Annotated in this window: 16 protein-coding genes, 1 pseudogene and 1 riboswitch; of the genes and pseudogenes, 9 read left to right on the forward strand and 8 right to left on the reverse strand. The window is 58.9% G+C overall.

What is annotated here, in order from left to right; all coding sequences use genetic code 11:
* Positions 1–32 precede the first annotated feature (32 nt).
* From LWH94_RS12210 to cbiB, 4 genes are all read right to left on the reverse strand, one after another.
* On the reverse strand, positions 33–920 hold the full coding sequence (locus LWH94_RS12210; RefSeq protein ID WP_232902392.1) for a cobalamin-binding protein: 888 nt from the start codon (positions 918–920) through the stop codon (positions 33–35).
* 28 nt (positions 921–948) lie between these two features.
* A complete protein-coding gene (locus LWH94_RS12215) occupies positions 949–2769 on the reverse strand; it encodes a TonB-dependent receptor domain-containing protein (RefSeq protein ID WP_232902424.1) in 1821 nt (606 codons plus the stop codon).
* Between the two features lie 157 nt (positions 2770–2926).
* Positions 2927–3119, reverse strand: a riboswitch (cobalamin riboswitch).
* Between the two features lie 58 nt (positions 3120–3177).
* The gene (gene cobD / locus LWH94_RS12220; protein WP_286817008.1) at positions 3178–4224 is read right to left on the reverse strand and encodes a threonine-phosphate decarboxylase CobD; all 1047 of its coding nucleotides are present in this window, start codon (positions 4222–4224) and stop codon (positions 3178–3180) included.
* Positions 4221–5156 carry an adenosylcobinamide-phosphate synthase CbiB gene (cbiB, locus tag LWH94_RS12225; RefSeq protein WP_232902426.1) on the reverse strand — a complete coding sequence of 312 codons (936 nt, stop codon included), beginning with the start codon at positions 5154–5156 and terminating at the stop codon, positions 4221–4223. Before cbiB ends, cobD begins: the two co-directional genes overlap by 4 nt.
* A 131-nt stretch (positions 5157–5287) precedes the next feature.
* Here cbiB and cobT point away from each other — a divergent pair, with 131 nt between their 5' ends.
* Positions 5288–6340, forward strand: coding sequence for a nicotinate-nucleotide--dimethylbenzimidazole phosphoribosyltransferase (cobT, locus tag LWH94_RS12230; RefSeq protein WP_442914990.1), 1053 nt, complete (start codon positions 5288–5290; stop codon positions 6338–6340).
* Between the two features lie 4 nt (positions 6341–6344).
* Positions 6345–6944 (forward strand): histidine phosphatase family protein, encoded by a 600-nt coding sequence (locus LWH94_RS12235; protein ID WP_232902394.1) that lies wholly within the window; start codon positions 6345–6347, stop codon positions 6942–6944.
* On the opposite strand, the gene cobU is transcribed toward LWH94_RS12235, so the two are convergent.
* The gene (gene cobU, locus LWH94_RS12240) at positions 6928–7458 is read right to left on the reverse strand and encodes a bifunctional adenosylcobinamide kinase/adenosylcobinamide-phosphate guanylyltransferase (protein WP_094624414.1); all 531 of its coding nucleotides are present in this window, start codon (positions 7456–7458) and stop codon (positions 6928–6930) included. The two genes, LWH94_RS12235 and cobU, sit on opposite strands and share 17 nt — an antisense overlap.
* Positions 7459–7598: 140 nt before the next feature.
* On the opposite strand from cobU, the gene LWH94_RS12245 reads away from it, so the two are divergent.
* The 3 genes from LWH94_RS12245 (at position 7599) to LWH94_RS12255 (ending at position 10831) form a co-directional block, all read left to right on the forward strand.
* A complete protein-coding gene (locus tag LWH94_RS12245) occupies positions 7599–9473 on the forward strand; it encodes a putative nucleotidyltransferase substrate binding domain-containing protein (protein ID WP_094624413.1) in 1875 nt (624 codons plus the stop codon).
* The gene (locus LWH94_RS12250; RefSeq protein WP_232902395.1) at positions 9466–10188 is read left to right on the forward strand and encodes a 3'-5' exonuclease; all 723 of its coding nucleotides are present in this window, start codon (positions 9466–9468) and stop codon (positions 10186–10188) included. Before LWH94_RS12245 ends, LWH94_RS12250 begins: the two co-directional genes overlap by 8 nt.
* Before the next feature lie 64 nt (positions 10189–10252).
* Positions 10253–10831: a QsdR family transcriptional regulator gene (locus LWH94_RS12255; RefSeq protein ID WP_227508376.1), complete on the forward strand. Its 579-nt coding sequence runs from the start codon at positions 10253–10255 to the stop codon at positions 10829–10831.
* 92 nt (positions 10832–10923) lie between these two features.
* Here the strand turns inward: LWH94_RS12255 and LWH94_RS12260 are convergent, their stop codons facing one another.
* Both LWH94_RS12260 and LWH94_RS12265 read right to left on the reverse strand, forming a co-directional pair.
* Positions 10924–12318 carry a sodium-dependent transporter gene (locus LWH94_RS12260; RefSeq protein ID WP_058342293.1) on the reverse strand — a complete coding sequence of 465 codons (1395 nt, stop codon included), beginning with the start codon at positions 12316–12318 and terminating at the stop codon, positions 10924–10926.
* A gap of 160 nt (positions 12319–12478) precedes the next feature.
* Positions 12479–13339, reverse strand: a complete 861-nt coding sequence (locus LWH94_RS12265) for a carboxylate/amino acid/amine transporter (protein WP_094624411.1) — start codon at positions 13337–13339, stop codon at positions 12479–12481.
* A 165-nt stretch (positions 13340–13504) separates the two neighbouring features.
* Here LWH94_RS12265 and LWH94_RS12270 point away from each other — a divergent pair, with 165 nt between their 5' ends.
* Positions 13505–14899: an MATE family efflux transporter gene (locus LWH94_RS12270; protein ID WP_232902427.1), complete on the forward strand. Its 1395-nt coding sequence runs from the start codon at positions 13505–13507 to the stop codon at positions 14897–14899.
* Positions 14900–14970: 71 nt separating this feature from the next.
* Here LWH94_RS12270 and LWH94_RS19535 read toward each other — a convergent pair.
* Positions 14971–15879: pseudogene (locus LWH94_RS19535) on the reverse strand (GGDEF domain-containing protein); the annotation flags it as partial.
* 241 nt (positions 15880–16120) lie between these two features.
* Between LWH94_RS19535 and LWH94_RS12280 the strand changes: the two are divergent.
* From LWH94_RS12280 to LWH94_RS12290, 3 genes are read left to right on the forward strand one after another with little or no spacing between them, the layout of a single operon-like run.
* Positions 16121–17002, forward strand: coding sequence for an ATP-binding protein (locus LWH94_RS12280; RefSeq protein WP_232902396.1), 882 nt, complete (start codon positions 16121–16123; stop codon positions 17000–17002).
* Positions 16999–17538, forward strand: a complete 540-nt coding sequence (locus tag LWH94_RS12285; RefSeq protein ID WP_199457765.1) for a response regulator — start codon at positions 16999–17001, stop codon at positions 17536–17538. The genes LWH94_RS12280 and LWH94_RS12285 overlap by 4 nt, the downstream gene beginning before the upstream one ends.
* Positions 17539–19146, forward strand: a complete 1608-nt coding sequence (locus LWH94_RS12290; protein WP_232902397.1) for a sensor histidine kinase — start codon at positions 17539–17541, stop codon at positions 19144–19146.

Raw genomic sequence — 19146 nt, forward strand, 5'->3', positions numbered from 1 at the left:
CTGTCACCTGTTTACACGGGTGTTTGCAGGTCTTACTCGCGTTCACGGGCAACATCCAGTCTTTCGCAAATATCTCGACTCGCCTCAAGAAGCCTGGGCGTCGGCCTTGAGATGGGTGATGCCGGGACAAAGAACAAGTTATTTTTTGCCACAGCAGTCATTCCGGTGTAACTCTTCCAGCGATCAAGTTGGTTATCTTCGATACCCTCAACACTGCCTGTAATAATTGCATGAGGATCGGCCTCCAGCACCACTTCGGCACTGATTCTTGGCACCAATCGCGGCATGTCACCAAAGACATTCACCCCACCGCAAAGCTGAACCACTTTACCGATCAGATGATCATCGTTGATCGTCATCAGCGGAGTTTGCCAAACTTGATAGAAAACCGGCACGGGCTCGGCGTCCCGATACTGCTCTGCAATCTCGGCGATCCCTTTTCGGAAACGTTCTGCTTCCGCGAAACCTTCCTGTTCCGTGCCTGCCAGTGTCGAAAGCTGTTCAATGACTTTGGAAACGCCCTCGAAGGTACGTGGTTCAATGGCAAACATGGGCAAGCCGAGTGCTCTCAGCATCTCCATTTGCGCCGGGGGATTACCGGTTCGCCAGGTGATCACCAAATCGGGCTTCAGCGCCAATAACGCTTCCAGATCTATCCGGGTGTGATTACCCACCAAAGGTAATTTGAGGGCGGCTTCAGGGTAATCGCTGTAATTCACCACAGCGACCACCTTGTCGCCCGCTCCTGCGGCAAACGCCAGTTCCGTGGCGCCCGGGGACAAGGTGGCAATGCGCTTGGCCGGTTGATCCAGGCAAACCTCAACCTCTAGATCATCTACTACACAAATAGGGGCGGCCAGCCCCGGAGGTGCCAGCAGCATCCAGCCCAACATCACGGCCAAACCTTTCAGCTTTATCACTGGCGCCTCCCCGGCTTTGTCAGATCATTTATCGAATGTCATAGCGGACAGTCAGCATAGCTGTGCGGCCTGCCGCGATATAATCCAGATCTTGTGAGCTGGAGTATCGAGCCGTGCTGTATTCTTTATCCAGAACATTGGCCACTGTTAGACGCGTTGACCAGTCCTTTGCAAAGCGCCAGCCAGCCCGCAGGTCCAGCGTAGCAAAACCGGACAACCGATCATCGTTACTGGCATCGTCGTACCGATAACCTTCCGCAACCACCGTTCCGCCAAAGTCCCAGTTGCCCACTTGTTTGCTCAAGTCGAGTCGTAAGGTTTTGTCACTGCGGCGCTGAAGGCGATTGCCAGTTTCACGATTTTCAGGGTCAAGCAAGGTCAAGGCTGCATCACCGCGCCATCCGTCGCGCTCGAAGCCAGCGCTGAGCTCCAGCCCCCGAATCCGAGCTTCGTTAACGTTCATTGGCGACCAATTAAACGGGTCACTCGGTGTTGGGGCGGGTTGCCATGCAATCAAGTTATCGACATCGAGCTGGAACACTGCGGTATCCCAGAACCAATACTGATAATGGCCACTGAAACCGACTTCTACCGTCGCCGACTCTTCAGCTTCAAGATCCGGGTTAGCACCTGGAAAGTACAAATCATTAAATGTCGGGGCACGGAATGCGGTACCGTAGCTCAACCGCACACGATGGGAACGATCGAATGCATGCCCCAATGCAATACTACCGGTTTCGTTCTTCCCGTATGCTTCGTTATCATCCCCTCGCAAGCTCAACATCAAATCTGTCGGCCCGAAATTCAAGCGCAGCTGTGTATAAAGTGCAAAATTAGAACGGCTGGTCTCGGCATAATCAGTCGTGCCGCCCACTTCATCATTCATCAATTCAGTGCCAACAACCAACTCGTGAACATTCCAAGTAAATGTGTTGTCCCAGCGAGCTGCACGCGATCGTGTGTCAAAAGTGCTGCTAAAGGTAGGCGTGACATTATCGGTTTCGTCACGAGACTCAGAAAACTGCAACGACTGACGCCAGTGGTCACTCACCGGAGTTTCTAGCCCAAATCCAATAGTTCGGAGCATATAATCGATGTTGCCGCCTTCGTACTCAGTATTACCTTCGCTCTGAACCACAACCAGACTGGCTTCGCCACCAGAGTCCAGCTCATGGACAATCCGCCCGACTCCTGCAGTGTTTCGGAAACCTCGGTCTTCACCATCAGTGATCACCGCCGTACCATCCGTTTCCTTATGCAGGCCACTTAAACTAAAGCGTGTGTTGCCTGCGCTAGCGGCGACACCGGCACTGCCTTTTTGGGTGTCGAAGTTGCCCGCGCCAAGCTCTACCCAACCTGCAGGTGTCTCTTCCGGATCAAGCGTAAAAGCCTGTATCACGCCACCGACCGCGTCTGAGCCGTAAAGCGAGCTCTTTGCACCGCGAACAATTTCGACACGCTCTACGAGTTCCGCAGGAAAGTACTGCCAAGATGGACCACCAGAGGTCGCTGAACGTAAACGTACGCCATCCACTAAAAACAACGTTGAATCATTTGCCGTGCCACGGGTGTAAACACTCGTCGTTTTCCCGAACGATCCATTTCCCGTCACGTTAATGCCCGGCTGACCACGCAGAAGTTCAGAAAAGTCAGACGGATTTTGCTGTCTGATAGCTTCTTCATCGATGACGGTTACTGAGGACAAACTTTCGCCCGCGGTCAGCGGACCTAGGGTCGCTGTTACAACGATCGGTTCAAGAGTTGCGTTTTCAGTCTGTCCGTCAGTCGCAGTGACAGGAAACGCCAGTGGCAACAAAATTAACGCCGGAATGGCCTTCGAAGGGTTCATATCATCACTCACAGTGCACCGCACGCACCCGCGCGGTCGGTCTTGGTTACTGCGAAGGACAATTAAGGTGTTCAGACGGGGGTGGAGGGCATGTAGTGCTGATGAGCCAGGATCACCCACCGCCGTCGCCCTCCGCAACGTCTGGTGTACGGAGTTGAGAAACTCCGTCTTTCAGGCCGGTCTCCGGACTTTCAGGTGGAGGCCGTGCTCCGAAGCAATCACCTTCCCATGCCTAGGACACAGTGGCGTAACGGATTGCTATTAACCTGATTACCGTTGCGGGGGCAGTACTGGCCTCTCACCAGTTTCCCGTTTCACTCTATGTATTCACCCGACTTTCTCCAGTCTGAAATGAACATGCAGAGCACCTGAAATCGCGGGCAAGACTACCAACCGGGATGGGGGTGGTCAATGACATATATAAATTCCCGACAGAGCGTCAGCCAAGCGCCGCCAACTGGCCTCTTCGGCCGGTAAACCAAAACGCAAAGCCTCGGGAGAATCGAAGCACCGCACCAGAACTCCGCACCGAGCGAGTCGGTCTGCGATTTCCGCTGCCCGAGGATGTCGTACCGTTTGAAACAGCAACGTGCCACTAGGGACACCCAGACCGTGTTGTTCAAGCAGAGCGGACAATCTGTTCGAGGCTTCTTTCTGCTTGATCAATGCGTTTGCTTGCCATGCCTCATCTACCAGCACCCATTTCATTAGATATCGCGTCGGGCCACTTACAGGCCAAGGCCCCAGTTCGTGGTTAAACTGTTTTGCCAGCCCACTTTCCAACAGCACAGCGCCGGCCCGAATTCCGGCCAACCCGAAAAACTTACCTAACGACCTCAGGATGACGAGATTGGCTGCGCCCGCCCATGGGTCGAGCCTATGATCGGGAAGCCCCTCAACAAACGCCTCATCCACAACCAACCAGCCACCGTGCCGCTGCAGCCGTTCCCGCCAGGCCAACAATCGCTCGGGCAATAACACCTGCCCGGTCGGATTGTTCGGATTGATCCAAACCACCACATCCACCGAATCCAGCCAGCTCAGATCATCCGCCAGCGCTTGTTGCGCTGAAATACCCACCACATCAAAACCCGCCCGCTGCCAGGCATGGCCATGCTCCCGGTAACCCGGCATGGGCACCGCCACCCGGCCAAGCCCGTGCAAGCGCTTGCGAACGGCCGGTAATGCCATGATGGCTTGCTGGCTACCCGCCACAGGCAGACAAGCCGCATCGGCCGGTGCACCAGCCCAGCGCCGAATGATCTCTTCCAAACCGTCATCCGGCTCGGGCAAGCGTTGCCAAACCTCCATGGGAATTTCAGGAATCGGATAAGGAACGGGGTTTAAACCGGTAGAAAGGTCCAGCCACTGGCTTCGGGGTATGCCCCATTTGCGGGCTGCGGCTTCCAGCCTGCCGCCGTGCTCCGGGCGCTCCGGTGAATGAAACGGAATCACGCGGCACCTCCGGCCCAAAATCCAAAGGCAAACAGTGCCAGGACAATCAACCACAGCCCCACACCCCGTTGGACCAGCCCGATAGCCCCTTCAACTGTCCGGGCGGTTGCCTCTGGGCCGCTGCCCAAGCGAGGGCGCTGTTTAACGCCGCTGGCATAAGGAGCCGGGCCGCCCAGCGAAACGCCCAGCGCGCCAGCCCCGGCCGCCATCACCGGGCCGGCATTGGGGCTGTCCCATGTTTTGGCCTGACGAAACCAGCACGTCATCGCCAGCCGCGTGTTGCCCATCAACGCGTAGGTCAGGGCGGTCAGCCGTGCCGGCAGCCAGTTCATAAGGTCATCCAGCCGAGCGGCAAAGCGCCCGAAATAAAGATAGCGTTGGTTACGATAGCCCCACATGGCATCCAGCGTGTTCACCAGCCGGTGTAAAACCACACCGGGCAAGCCCGCTACCAAAAACCAGAACAAGCTGGCAAAAACAGCATCCGCACCGTTCTCCAACATAGATTCGGCGGCCGCCGCGGCCACACCACTGTCAGAAAGCGACTCGGCATCACGGCTCACGATGCGTCCCACCGCGGCACGGGCTTGCTCGCCATGCCCTTGCAGCAAGGCGTCCGATACCGCTCTGCCATGCTCAGCCAAACCCCGCAGCGCAATGGCCAGCCACAGCACAACCGCCTGCACCAGCAACGCCGCCCAGCCACTCAACAATTCCTGTAAAGCCATTGCCACAGCGACCACTGGCATCATCAACAACACGGCGGCAATGCCACCGATCATCCCACTGCGGCCCGGTTGTTGCGGTCGACGATTAAAGCACCGCTCAACCCAGGCAACCACGCGGCCAAAGCCCACCAAGGGGTGCCAGCGGCGCGGCTCGCCAATCAAAATATCCACCAAAACCGCGATACAGCATGCGGCTACCGACATCGAAAACGCATCCAAGACCATACCCTCACGAAGAATGCCGGCAAGTCTACCCGACCCGAGCCTTACCTTGACACCATGGAGCCACAGATAGACCATCCTCACTTTCTGTTCACAAGGAACAATCCATGCCTCTGCCCGAAAGCTGGCTTCAGCAACCACCCGCACCATCCCGTGCACATTTAGAACTTGCCTCGGCTCGTCAGCAAGTACTTACTAAACCGCCCGGATCTCTGGGAAAGCTGGAACAGGTTGCCATTACACTCGCAAGCCTGTCGGGCAGTGAAACGCCGTCTGTTGATCCGGTCCGCATGGTGATTTTCGCTGGAGATCACGGCGTGTGCGCCGAAGGCGTATCCGCATTTCCACAGGCAGTCACCGCCCAGATGATCGCCAACTTTGCCAGCGGCGGCGCTGCCATCAGCGTGATGGCTGAAGAACTTGGCGCCAGCCTGGAAGTGGTTAACCTGGGTACGGTTGGCGAGGTACCGGCATTGCCCGGCGTCATACACCAGATTATCGCCCCCTCTACGGCCAACATGGCAGAATCACCGGCCATGTCCTCGCACCAGGTTTCCGCCGCGTTATACAGTGGCGACGAAGCCGCCAGGCGCGCTGCAAACGCTGGCTGCCGCCTGTTTATTGGCGGCGATATGGGCATTGGCAACACCACCAGTGCTGCAGCACTGGCCTGCGTCCTGCTGGGCCAGCAGCCCGCTGCTCTGGTTGGCCCGGGTACGGGGCTGAACTCCGAAGGCATTGCCCGCAAGGCCCGCGTTGTTGAGAAGGCCTTGCACCGACATGGTCCCGACCGGAACCCGCTGACGGTACTGGTCTCTTTGGGAGGCTTTGAAATAGCCGCACTGACGGGCGCCATAATGGGCTGCGCCGCACGCCGGATCCCGGTGCTGGTGGATGGTTTTATCGTCTCTGTCGCCGCGCTGGTGGCTGTGCATCAACAGCCAGGGGTGCGCGAGTGGCTTCTGTTTGCACACCGCTCGGCCGAACCCGGCCACAATTCCGTGCTGGAGTCACTCGATGCCTCGCCCCTGCTGGATCTTGGTATGCGCCTGGGCGAAGGCAGTGGCGCGGCCGTTGCCGTCCCCCTGCTGCGCGCCGCCTGCGCCCTGCATAACCGGATGGCCAGCTTTACCGACGCCGGTGTCAGCGGCAAAGCGGGAGACTAACCCCATGACCACCACAGTAATCGACCTGATACGCCACGGCGAACCGGAAGGTGGCCAGATGTTCCGGGGCAGTAAAGACGACCCTTTGAGCGACACCGGGTGGCAACAGATGATAGATGCCATCGCCGAGGGTGATCGGTGGGACGCCATCGTCAGTTCACCCATGCAACGGTGCCGACGCTTCGCCCAGCAACTAGCCGAGGAACACAGGATTCCACTGCACATCGAAGAAGATCTTCGGGAGATCGGCTTCGGTGAGTGGGAAGGGTTGACCGCAGAGCAGATCCAGGAGCGTTATGGGGATCACCTCAACCACTTCTGGCAGGACCCCATCAACTTCCTCCCCCCCGGCGGTGAAGCTGTGACGGATTTCTACCAGCGCACCATCGATGGTTTTGATCGGTGGCAGCAAACCCTAGCCGGCAAACGGGTCTTGGTGGTCTGCCACGGAGGCGTGATTCGCATGGTGCTGGCCAATGTGTTGGGCATTCCGCTGGAGAAATCATTCACCGGCTTCGCCGTCCCTTACGCCTGCCGCAGCCGGATACAGGTGGACCAGTCCGAATTCGGTGTGTTCCGCAGCCTGATCAGCCACCAGCCTTGAGGGTAATTGGCAAACCCGCCACGGCCATCACCACCTCATCACAACGCTGGGCCAGGGCCTGATTGAGCCAGCCCAGCTCGTCGGCAAAACGGCGGGTAAGCGGGTCCATGCCGATGGTTCCGAGCCCCACTTCGTTGGTCACAATCACCAGAGGGCCGGGATAGGCCTCAACCGCCTCCAGAAAGGCCGCCCGCTCGGGCTGGAACAAGGAGCCGTCGGCAAACAACAGATTGCTCAGCCACAGGCTCATACAGTCCACCAACAGCAACGGTGGCTCTCCCAGACCGCTGGCATACACTGACAATACCCGGCCCAGGCGCAGCGGCTCCTCAACCAGCTGCCAGTGATCGGGACGCAGCTGCTGGTGACGCTGGATACGCAGTGCCATTTCATCATCGCCTGCAGTGGCGGTCGCCACATAAACCACGTCGTTACCGGCCGCTTTGGCCCTCTGCTCAGCCAGCCCGGTCTTACCGGAGCGAATCCCGCCGGTTACCAGTAACTTGTTGACCATAAACCTTTCTCCAGCCCGCCACATTCCGTCGCCAAGGTACACCAACCGGACAGACAACTGCTATAGTTTGGCCAGACTCTGGAATAACCGGTCAGCCAACCGCAAACATTTAATCAAGACTCAGTCACTCTGGAGAGCCCATGCAGGCCGAACTGTTGGACATCCGCAACCACATTGCCCAATACCCCCCGTTCAATGACATGCCTGAAGAACTTCTTGAACGAGTTGTCAGCGGTATTGAGGTGGTCTACTACCGCGCCGGCACCCAGATACTTGAACTCGGCCAGACCAATCATTGGCTCCACTATATCCGCAGCGGCGCCGTGGAGATTTTCCGCCGCTCCGGTGAGCTGTACAACCGCGTGGGCGAGGGCGAAATCTTTGGCCAGTTCGGATTGATGATGAACAAGAAAGTCCGGTTCCCCGCCAAAGCCATCGAAGATTGCCTGATCTACAAGATTCCGGATACCACCTTTCAGCATCTGTGGGAAACCGACGAAAACTTTGCAGACTTTGTTGAGATTGAAGACCGCAGCCGACTGCGTTCGGCGGTTTCGCGTAGAGAGAAATCCAACGAACTGATGACCGCCAAGGTTACCCGCCTGATATCCCGGGAACCGGTTTCCGCTCCGACCACCGTTCGCCTGCAGGAAGCCGCCAGAATCATGACAGACAATGGCGTATCGGCGCTGCTGTTGATGGATGAAAGCGGCGAACGCCCGAAATTGCAGGGCATCATCACCGACCGGGATCTACGTACCCGTGCGGTTACCCATGCCCTGGCCTCGGAAACCCCGATCAGCGACATCATGTCGGAAGGGCTGATCACCATCAGCGCCCGCTCCTTCATCTTCGAAGCCATGCTCACCATGCTCCACAACAACGTGCACCACCTGCCGGTGATGGAAGGCGACGAAGTGCGCGGCGTGATTGCGCTGTCAGACATCGTCAAATACGAAAGCCAGAGCAGCCTGTACCTGGTGAGCAACATCTACCACCAGAACGACGTCAAAGGCCTGAAGAAAATCAGCCGTGAAGTGCGCGACAGCTTCGTGCGCATGGTCAACGAAGACGCCAACTCCCACATGATCGGCAGTGCCATGGCCGGAATCGGCCGCAGTTTCAGCCAGCGGTTACTCGAACTGGGCGAAGAAAAGCTCGGCCCGCCACCGGTGCCCTACTGCTTCATGGCGCTGGGCTCCATGGCCAGGGACGAGCAGCTGGTGGTCACAGACCAGGACAACGCCATGATCCTGGACGACAGTTTCATTCCGGAAGAACACGACGACTACTTCCTGGCCCTGGCCAAGTTCGTCTCCGACGGCCTGGCCGAGTGCGGCTACACCTACTGCACCGGCGACATCATGGCCACCAACCCGAAATGGCGGCAACCGCTGAGGGTCTGGAAAGACTATTTCACTGACTGGATAGATAACCCCAAGGCCGAAGCCCTGCTCAACAGCAACATCTTCTTCGACCTGGACGGCATCTACGGCGAAACCGACTTTGCCGAGCAGCTGAAAACCCTGATTGTGGAAAAAGCCGGAGGAAGTCAGCGCTTCCTCACGTTCCTGGCCAGGAATGCCCTGAACCGCACGCCGCCCCTGGGTTTCTTCCGCACCTTTGTGCTGGAAGAAGACGGCAAGCACCAGAAAACCTTCAACCTGAAACGCCGGGGCACCGCGCCGCTGTCTGACCTTATCCGGGTACACGCGCTGGCCAGTGGCAGCCGCTCCCAGAACTCCTTCGAGCGCCTGAAGGACGTAGCCAACACCAAGCTGCTGATGGACGACGACGCCGGCAACCTGCGCGATGCCCTGGAATTCATCTCGATTGTCCGCATCCGCCACCAGGCGCTGGCCATTGAAGAGGGCCGGGAACCGGACAACAACGTGCGCCCCGAAGACCTGTCGCCGTTCGAACGCAGCCACCTGAAAGACGCCTTCCAGGTGGTCAGCAATGCCCAGAAATTCCTGCGCTTCCGCTACAACGCCGGAGCCACGCGGAATGTCTAACGCCATCGAAAGCAGCAACAGTAACCGGAACTGGCCAGACACCTACCGCCAGGGGGCTGAACAGGCAAAGGACACGCGGATTCGCGACTTTTACGATGCCGGCTGCCCGGATGCCACCACCCCCGTGCGCGACGTTCCGCTGGTCGCCCTGGACTTCGAAACCACTGGCCTGGACGTCAACAAGCACTCCATTGTCAGCATCGGCCTGGTGCCTTTTACCCTGGGCGGCATACAGCTCGGCGAGGCCTGGCATCAGATTGTCCGCCCGCAGCTGCCGCTGGAGCAGGACACCGTTACCATTCACGGCATCACCCACAGCGAAATCGAACACGCCCCGGACCTTGCCGAGGTGCTCGACACCCTGTTCCAGCACCTCAAGGGCCGCATACCCGTGGTGCACTACCGCAACATAGAGCGGCCGTTCCTGAACATGGCCCTGCAATGGCGCCTGAAAGAACAGCTGCTCTTCCCGGTCATTGACACCATGGCCATCGAAGCCTACCTGCACCCCAAACGAAACCCCGGCCGGTGGCAGCAACTGATGGGGAAAAAGCCCATCTCTATCCGCCTGCCCGACAGCCGGATCCGCTACGGTCTGCCCCACTACGCCGGCCACAATGCGCTGATCGACGCCATCGCCACCGCCGAACTGTTCCAGGCCCAGGTCCTTCATCACTTCGGCCCGGATACGCCCATTGGCGACCTGTGGGTATAAGGACCCATAGCCCCTACAGGCGCCAATCGCTAGAATAAAGGGCAAATCAGCCAAAGAGACCACAGTGACCGACACCATCACCAAACCTACGCCTCTGGACGCCTTCAAACGCGCCCGAAGAATGTGGCTGAAAGGGGAAAAGATCAGCCTGGCGGCCCTGGCCGATGACCTGCACATAGGCCGCGCCACCCTGTTCCGCTGGGTGGGCAACCGGGACCTGCTGATTGGTGAGATTCTCTGGTCCCTGTACGAACCTCTCTACAAAGAAGCCCGTGCCATTACCCCCGGCCATGGCGTCGACTATGTCGTTGGCGTTTTCCGTCACATCAACATGACCATCCTGCACTTTTCGCCACTGCGGAAATTCCTGCACCAGGATCCGGAATACGCGCTCAAGATGCTCACGTCATCCCATTCCACCCTGCACGCCCGCACGGTGGAAGTGAATACCCGCTTACTCAAGGATGAAGTACGCGCCGGGCACCTGAGCCCGCCCATGAACATACAGAGCCTATCCTACTTCATGGTGCGCATCGCCGAATCCTGCCTGTACAGCGACATCATCGGTGGCCGGGAACCCCGGGACGAAGAACTCGAAGATGCCTGCACAGCCGTACGTATCCTGTTGGGCGGCAAGGTGTAGGGCCCAATAAATCCCAGTCACAAAAAAACCGGCACTGTTTCCAGCGCCGGTTTTTTTTATGGTGTGGCAGCGGCCAGAACGGCCGCGCCGGATCAACCAATCAGGTTGTAGACAAACACGATTGCCACGGCTACCGGAGTCACGTAGCGCAGCAGGTTGTGCCACAGGGCAAAGGCACCACCGTCCATGGCCAGGTCGCTTTTCAGAGACTCCTTCGCCACGAACCAGCCCACAAACACGGCCGTCAGCATACCGGACAGCGGCAGCATGATATTGGCAGTAAAGTAGTCCAGCAGGTCGAAGATGGTCTTGCCTTCAAAGGCTGCGAACATGCCCAGCGGAGTCACGCCGGACCACACGTTCAGTGACAGGATCGAGGCAATACCCAGCGCCCAGCAGGCACCGCCGGCGACAATGGCACTGCCGGTACGACCCAGGCTGGTTTTCTCTTCAACCCACTCAACCACCGGCTCCAGCAGGGAAATACCGGAGGTCCAGGCAGCAAACAGCAGCAGGATAAAGAACAGCGCACCAAACAGGCTGCCCATGGGCATGTTACCGAACGCCAGCGGCAGGGTCTGGAAGATCAGGCCAGGGCCGGCACCGGCTTCAAGGCCGTTGGCGAACACCACCGGGAAAATGGCCAGGCCCGCCAGCAAGGCAACCACGGTGTCCAGGATGGCAACACTGACAGCCGTGCGGCCAATCTTCACATCGTTACCCAGATAGGAGCCGTAGGCCATCATGATGGCCATACCCAGGCTCAGGGTGAAGAACGCATGGCCCAGGGCAACCAGGACGCCGTCAATGGTCAGGGCGCTGAAATCCGGGGTAAACAGGAAGCTGACCGCTTCGCCGAAATGACCGGTAGTGGTGGCATAGCCCACCACCACCAGCAACAACACCAACAGTGCCGGCATCAGGATGGTCGCAGCACGCTCAAGGCCACCCTTCAGGCCACGGGCTACCACCAGGATAACCAGCGCCATAAAGACGGTGTGCCAGAACAGCAACAGGCCGGGGTTACTCAGCAAATCACCGAACAAGGCGCCTACCGAGTCAGCCGTGCCGCCGGTAAAGTCACCCATGGCCGCGTGGCCGATGTAGGAAGCCGCCCAGCCGCCGATGACGGAGTAGAACGACAGAATGATAAAGGCCGCGAACATACCGATGATGGCAGAAATACGCCAACCCGGAGACGCCAGGTTGCGCTCTGCCACCAGCCGGAAACTGGTGATCGGGTTGTGGCGACCATTCCGGCCGATAAACACCTCGGCCATCATGATGGGAATACCGATGATGAAGATACAGAGCAGGTAAACGAGAACGAACGCGCCGCCGCCGTTTTCACCGGTTACGTAGGGAAACTTCCACACGTTACCAAGGCCGACAGCAGAACCGGTTGCTGCCAGAATAAACGCGAGTCTGGAAGACCAGAGTCCGCGAGCCCCGGTACCGCTGTCAGCTGCGGAGTTGGACTGAGTCATGAGTTTTATTCCTGTGCTTTTGGCTTTAGGAAATTACGGATTGTGAGTGCGCCGAGCCTGAGTGCTGGGGCAGTTGGGGCCGGATTCTGCCAGCACTGGCCAAATGGTGCCAGTGTTGAAATGTTGTTCAGTTGTTTACGGCCGGCCCCCGGCCAGGAGATCAGGCCAGGGCCTGCCGCCGAAACCGGTTATTCACCCACAGCGAGAACGCAATCACCAGGCCGCCGAGCGCCAGCCGCCCGAGATCCGCATCCCGGTTCCAGATCAACAGGTTAACCAGCAAGCCGGCCGGCACCAGGGCATTATTCATGATCGCCAGGGTACCAGCATCCACCTGGCAGCCGCCGCGGTTCCACAGATACAGGCCCAAACCAGAAGCCGCCAGGCCAAGCCAGGCCAGAATGCCCCACTGCAAGCCGGTAGCCGGCAGCTTGTCCGGATTGCCGAAAACCAGGAACGACGGCAGGGCGATGACCAGCGCGCCAAAGAAGAAATAACCGAAAGTGCGGTAGCCCGGCAGCTCCAGCGGGTAACGCTGCATTACATGCTTGTAGCCCACCTGGCCGGCGGCAAAGGTGAAATTGGCCACCTGCAACAACAGGAAACCAGTGATGTAGTCTTCGCTCAGGCCGTCGTAGCGGATAATGCCGGCGCCCAGGGTGGCGATGGCCGCAGCCAGCAGGGCCACCGGGGAAAACCGGCGGTACATGGCATCGTCCAGCAGGGTGACATACAGCGGAGTGAAGATGGTGAACAACAGCACTTCCGGCACCGTCAGGTAACTGAACGAACGGTACAGGCACAGGTAGGTGATACCGAACTGCAGCATACCGGTGGCCATGATGCCCAGCTTCATGCCTCCGGGAACACCGCGCCAGCGGGTCAGGGGCAGGAACACCAGGGCGGCCAGCAACACCCGGCTGAGCACCGCAAAGTCGCTGTCTACCCGGCCAGCCAGGAATTCGCCAATCAGGCTGAACGAGAACGCCCAGAGAATCGTAACCAGAACCAACAGTTTCATCGCGCGCCACCTGCAAAAATCCGGGCTGCTACTTTACTGATTTCTTCCGGCAATTGCAGTTTCTGAAGGCGTGCTTGTCCCTATAAGAACCAACACCGGCGATAGGGTATGATCTTCAGCCGGCCCAAGGCCCCCTATACGCCCTGCACAGAAACCCGGAACACCATGGACGAAAACCACCAACCGTTACCAGAAACCCGGCAACCGCTGGTCAGCCGCACCCTTACTGAATGGAAAACCCTGGCTATTCTGGGCGGCCCCATCCTGATTGCCCAGCTGGCCCAGATGGCCAATGGTGTCATCGATACCGTGATGGCCGGCCACGCCAGTGCCGAAGACCTGGCCGGTGTCGGCATCGGCAGCAGCCTGTGGATGCCGCTGTTCCTGTTTTTCATGGGCCTGCTCGGCGCGCTGCAACCGATCATCTCCGGCTACAACGGTGCCCGCACCACCGGCAAGATCATGCCGGCTACCTGGCAGGGGCTGTACATCGCCCTGGCCGGCACCGTAGTGATGGTGCTGTTGCTGACCAACGTACAGCCGGTGCTGTCGATGCTGAAGATGGAGCCCACCACCGCCGGCATAACCCAGGGCTACCTGGATGCCTTCGCCTGGGGCATTCCTGCCATGCTGCTGATGAACGCCCTGCGAGGCCTTACAGATGGGCTCGGGCACACCCGGGTGGTCATGGCATTTTCGGTGCTCAGCACCCTGATCAACCTGCCCCTGAACTACATTTTCATCTACGGAAAGCTCGGCCTGCCGGCCATGGGGGGCGTGGGTTGCGGCTGGGCCACCTCCTTGTCGAACGGAACGGCGGCCATCGCCCTGCTGGTGTACCTGAATTACAGCAAGACCTTCCGGGCCTTCCATATACTGGCAGACTGGGTGAAACCGAACTGGCAGGGCATCCGTTACATTCTGCGCATTGGCGTGCCAATCGGCTTTACCATTTTCGTAGAAGCCAGCATGTTTTCGGTTATTGCGCTGTTCCTGGCTCCGCTGGGGCCGGTGGTGGTGGCAGGGCACCAGATTGCCCTGAACGTGGTGTCGCTGTTGTTCATGCTGCCGCTGAGTATCGGAATGGCGCTGACCCTGCGAGTCAGTTTTCTGATCGGCGCCCGGGCCCCGGACACTGCCCGGCTGATTTCCCGAAGCTCGCTGATCCTGGCCTCGGCCATCGCCCTGATCTTCGCCAGCGCCCTGTATGTGTTTTCCGGGCCAATTGCGGCGCTGTATTCCAGTGATGCCGAGGTACAGGCGGTCACTGTCCGGTTGCTGACCTTTGCCGCCATGTTCCAGATTGCGGACGTCATCCAGGTCACCTGCATCAGCGCACTCCGGGGTTACAAGGACACCCGCATCCCCATGTTTATCATGCTGTTCTCGTTCTGGGGAATCGGCTTGCCGCTGGGTTACTTTCTGACCTTTACAGACGCACTGCTGCCGGCGCTGGGCGCGGCCGGATTCTGGGTGGGACTAACCGCGGGGCTGACCTCCGCCAGCTTGCTGCTGGGCTGGCGGCTGTTCCGGTACCGGCCGGCACCGGAACCGGCCTGAGCCAGGGCGTCTGCATAGACAATCCGGTCACGGCCGGATTCCTTGGCTTCATACAAGGCGTTGTCGGCACGCCGCAGCCAGCTGGCCACACTTTCGCCATGGCCCAGCAATGCCACACCGAAGGAAGCCGTAACCGCCCCGCCCGGGTGCTTCAGCCGCCGGCGCAACAATTGCTGCAGGTTGGTCATTACCGACTGCAGCCCCACGCCATCCACACCCGGCAGCAGCAGGACGAACTCCTCGCCGCCATAGCGGAACAACTGGTCTGACTTGCGGGTATTGTGTTCGATCAGCGCTACCAGCTCGGTCAGCACACTGTCACCGACACCGTGGCCATAATCGTCATTGATGGTTTTGAAATGATCCAGGTCCAGCAGCACCAGCGCATAGGACTGCCCGGTCTGCTCGGCGTTGGCGGCCGTCAGGTCCAGCGCTTCGTCCATCGAACGCCGGTTCTTCACCCCAGTGAGGGGATCAATGGTGGCCAGGTGTTCCAGGCGCACCCGCTGGTTCTTGTTCCGGTAAGCGAACACATAGGCACAGGCACTGACGACAACTGCCGTGGAGGCAAAGGACCACATCTGCACCTGGGAGCTGAAGGCCTCTCCGAACGACATCAGCACCAGCACCGAGGCAATGTTCAGCACAATGGCAATCTTCGGTGCCACCAGGAAGAAGGTGGTCACCAGGCAGGGATACAACCAGAACAGGCCCGGCTCGCCCACCACATAGCCAACCGATACCGCACCGCTGCAGGCCACCAGGGCCAGCACCATGCCGCCCACCCGGGTGTTGCCGGTCAGCCAGCTGTAAATCACTCCGAAGGAAATACCCGCAAGGATCACCGTATCGAGCAGGCCGGCCATGGTGTTGCCCTGCAGGAATCGAAGCACGGCAAACGGCGTAATCCCCAGCACGGCACTGGCGCCGAGCAGGGTAATGATGGACAGGCGAAAATCGTTCTTCAAACGATGCAGCATGCGGAACCGGATCCGACAAAAGTCTTATTTGGGAGTCAAGAATAGCGCAAGCTAATTGAGCGGTCGCCGCGCGACAACGATTCTTAACAAATTTCTACCTGAACAACCACGTATCTCACGAAGAATTAATAACTTGGCGTGAACTCCAGAAACCAAACGTTACGCAAAAACCGGGCAGTGAATCTATACTGGATGCAATCCAGATATTGTTTATCCAACCAACCCGCAGGCAGGCACCCAAATGACCGACAAGGAACCCACCGACACCGGCCAGGACGCACTCAATGCCCGACTGGAGCAGGCCAACAAACAACTGCTGCAATCGGAAAAGCTGGCGGCCATCGGCCAGCTGGCCGCGGGGGTTGCCCACGAGATCAACAACCCGGTGGGCTACGTCTATTCCAACCTGCAAACCCTGGAAAACTACCTGAACGACCTGTTCCGGCTGACCGATGCCATAGACACCGCGGCATCGCTGGAGGATCTGCGCCAGATCCGCCACAACATCGATTACAACTACCTGCGGGAAGACCTGAAAGACCTGCTGAGCGAATCCCGCGAGGGTATCGAACGGGTAAAAACCATCATCTCGGCGATGAAGGACTTCTCCCACATCGAGGAAGAAGAGTTCAAGCAGGCCGACCTGCACCGGGGTATTGAAACCACCCTGAACGTGGTGAACAACGAGCTCAAATACAAAGCCGAGGTTGTCCGGGATTTCGGAGAGCTGCCGCACGTGGAGTGCATTGCCTCCCAGATCAACCAGGTGATCATGAACCTGCTGGTGAACGCGGCCCACGCCATCGAGGATTTCGGCAAGATCACCATTCGTACCCGGCACCAGGGTGATAGCATTACCCTGGAAGTGGAAGACACCGGAAAGGGTATTGCCAGCGAGCACCTGAACCGCATTTTCGAGCCGTTCTTCACCACCAAGGGCATCGGCAAGGGCACCGGGCTGGGGCTGTCGCTGTCCTTCAACATCATCAAGAAGCACAATGGCGAGATCGAGGTACACAGCGAGCCCGGGCAGGGCACCCGATTCCGGATTACACTACCGGTAACACAACCGGAACCGCTCCGGCACACACAGCAGAACCAGGATACGGAGAACCCTGCATGATCAGAATCCAGCTGGTCGACGACGAGCCGAACGTCCTCAACAGCTTGCGCCGCTTGTTGCGCCGGCAGGACTGGCAGGTCGACGCCTTCAGCGATGTTGAAGAAGCCCTCGAAGCCCTTCTGCAACACGAGTACGCGGTCATCCTGTCAGACTACAAGATGCCCATGGCCGATGGTGTCACCTACCTGAAATTTGCCAAGCAGAAGCAACCGGGCGCCATCCGCCTGGTACTCAGTGGCCATGGCGACAGCGAATCCATGGTCAAGGCCATCAACCAGGCGGAAGTCTTCCGCTACCTGACCAAGCCCTGGGACGACCATGAAGTGGTCGCTGCGATCAGTTCCGCGGTAGAACTCTATCGTCTGCAAAAAGAAAACCAGCGCCTGCGTAAGGAAAACGACGCCCAGCGGGCCATGATCAAGGCCCGGGAAGAAGAGCTGCTGCGCCTGGAGGCCGACAACCCGGGCATTACCCGGGTGCGCCGGGATGCCGATGGTTCGGTACTGCTGGACGACGATGCGGGGTCTTCCGACTGAATGGCGGTTTCATCCGGCTTCAGCCCCTGGCTGATTCTGCTCATTGTCAGCGCGTCGATACTGGTGGTGGCCCTGGCCATTGCCAGCTACCGGTTCTGGAACCAGGCCCGGCAGCGTTCGGCGTCGCTGGAAGAGCTCAATAACACCCTCAACTACCACCTGGAGCAGGAACGGGCGCTGCGCTACATCAACGAGCGCTTCCTGGAGTTCTCCCGGGATATTCTCTGCTCCATCAGTGCCGATGGCACCTTTTTGCAGATCAGCCCGGCCTGTCTCACCATTCTCGGCTACAGCCCCGAAGAGCTTCAGGGCCAGCCCTACCGCCAGCTACTGGTGCCGGAAGACCGGGCCAGTACCGAAGATGAAATGGCCAGGCTGATCTCCGGCGAACACGACAAAGCCATCGAGTTCCGGGCCCGGCTGAACCACCGCAACGGCCAGGTCATCACGATTGCCTGGATTGCCGAGTGGTCTCCGGAAGACCAGATCCTGTTCTGCGTAGGCCGGGACATCAGCAACGAACTGGTGGCAGAAATCCTCACCCAGGAACGGGAACAGTTCTTCTCACTGTCTCCCGACATGTTCTGCATCGTCGACCTGAACAGCTATTTCTTCGAACTGAACGCCCACTTTGTCGACACCCTGGGTTACACCCGGGATGAACTGCTGGGTACCTCCTACCTTGACCTGATCCACGAAGATGACCGGGAAGCGGTTCAGGAAGCCATGTGGGCCCTGGGCGAAGGCGCGGAAATCAAAGACCTGGAAGTTCGTATCCTCAACCGACAGGGCGGTATCCACTGGGTCGACATCAACGCCATTCTCAGTGCCGACGACCTGATCTACGTGGTGGCCCGTGACACCACCGCCCTGCGGCAGGCCATGGAACAGCTGGAAGAAACCATGAAGGAACTGGAGCGCAGCAACCGGGAGCTGCAGGACTTCGCCTTCGTAGCCTCCCACGACCTGCAGGAACCCCTGCGCAAGATACAAGCATTCTCGGACCGCCTGATTGCCCGTTCCGAAGACCTGGGCGAGCGGGAAAAAGACTATCTGCGACGCATGCAGTCTGCTGCCGGGCGCATGCAGGCACTGATTGAAGACCTGCTGTCCTATTCGCGGGTAACCACCCGGGCCAAGCCCATGGTGGCCTGCAACACCAACGAAATCCTCAGCGAAGTGCTGGTGGATATGGAAACCAGCATCGGCCGGGCCCAGGGCAAGGTAGACGCCGAAACACTGCCGGAAACCTGGGGCGATGCCATGCAGTTGCGGCAGGTGTTGCAAAACCTGCTCAGTAACGCCATCAAGTTCCACGCCCCGGACCGGCCACCGGTGGTTCAGGTGCGGGCCGAGGACATCACGAACGATGCCTGGACCCTGGTGGTCAGCGACAACGGCATCGGCTTCGACGAACGCTATGCGGAAAAACTGTTCCACCCGTTCCAGCGGCTGCACCAGAAAGAAGGCTACCCGGGCACCGGAATCGGCATGGCGATTGTGAAGAAAATCCTGGATCGCCACGGAGCATCGGTCAGCCTGAACAGCCAGCCCGGCACCGGCACCACCTTCCGTATCCGCTTGCGCAGCGGTCAGGGAGCGGCCTGA

The sequence above is a fragment of the Marinobacter sp. G11 genome (genome assembly GCF_021282325.1).
In the GTDB taxonomy this organism is placed as follows: Bacteria; Pseudomonadota; Gammaproteobacteria; order Pseudomonadales; family Oleiphilaceae; genus Marinobacter; species Marinobacter vinifirmus.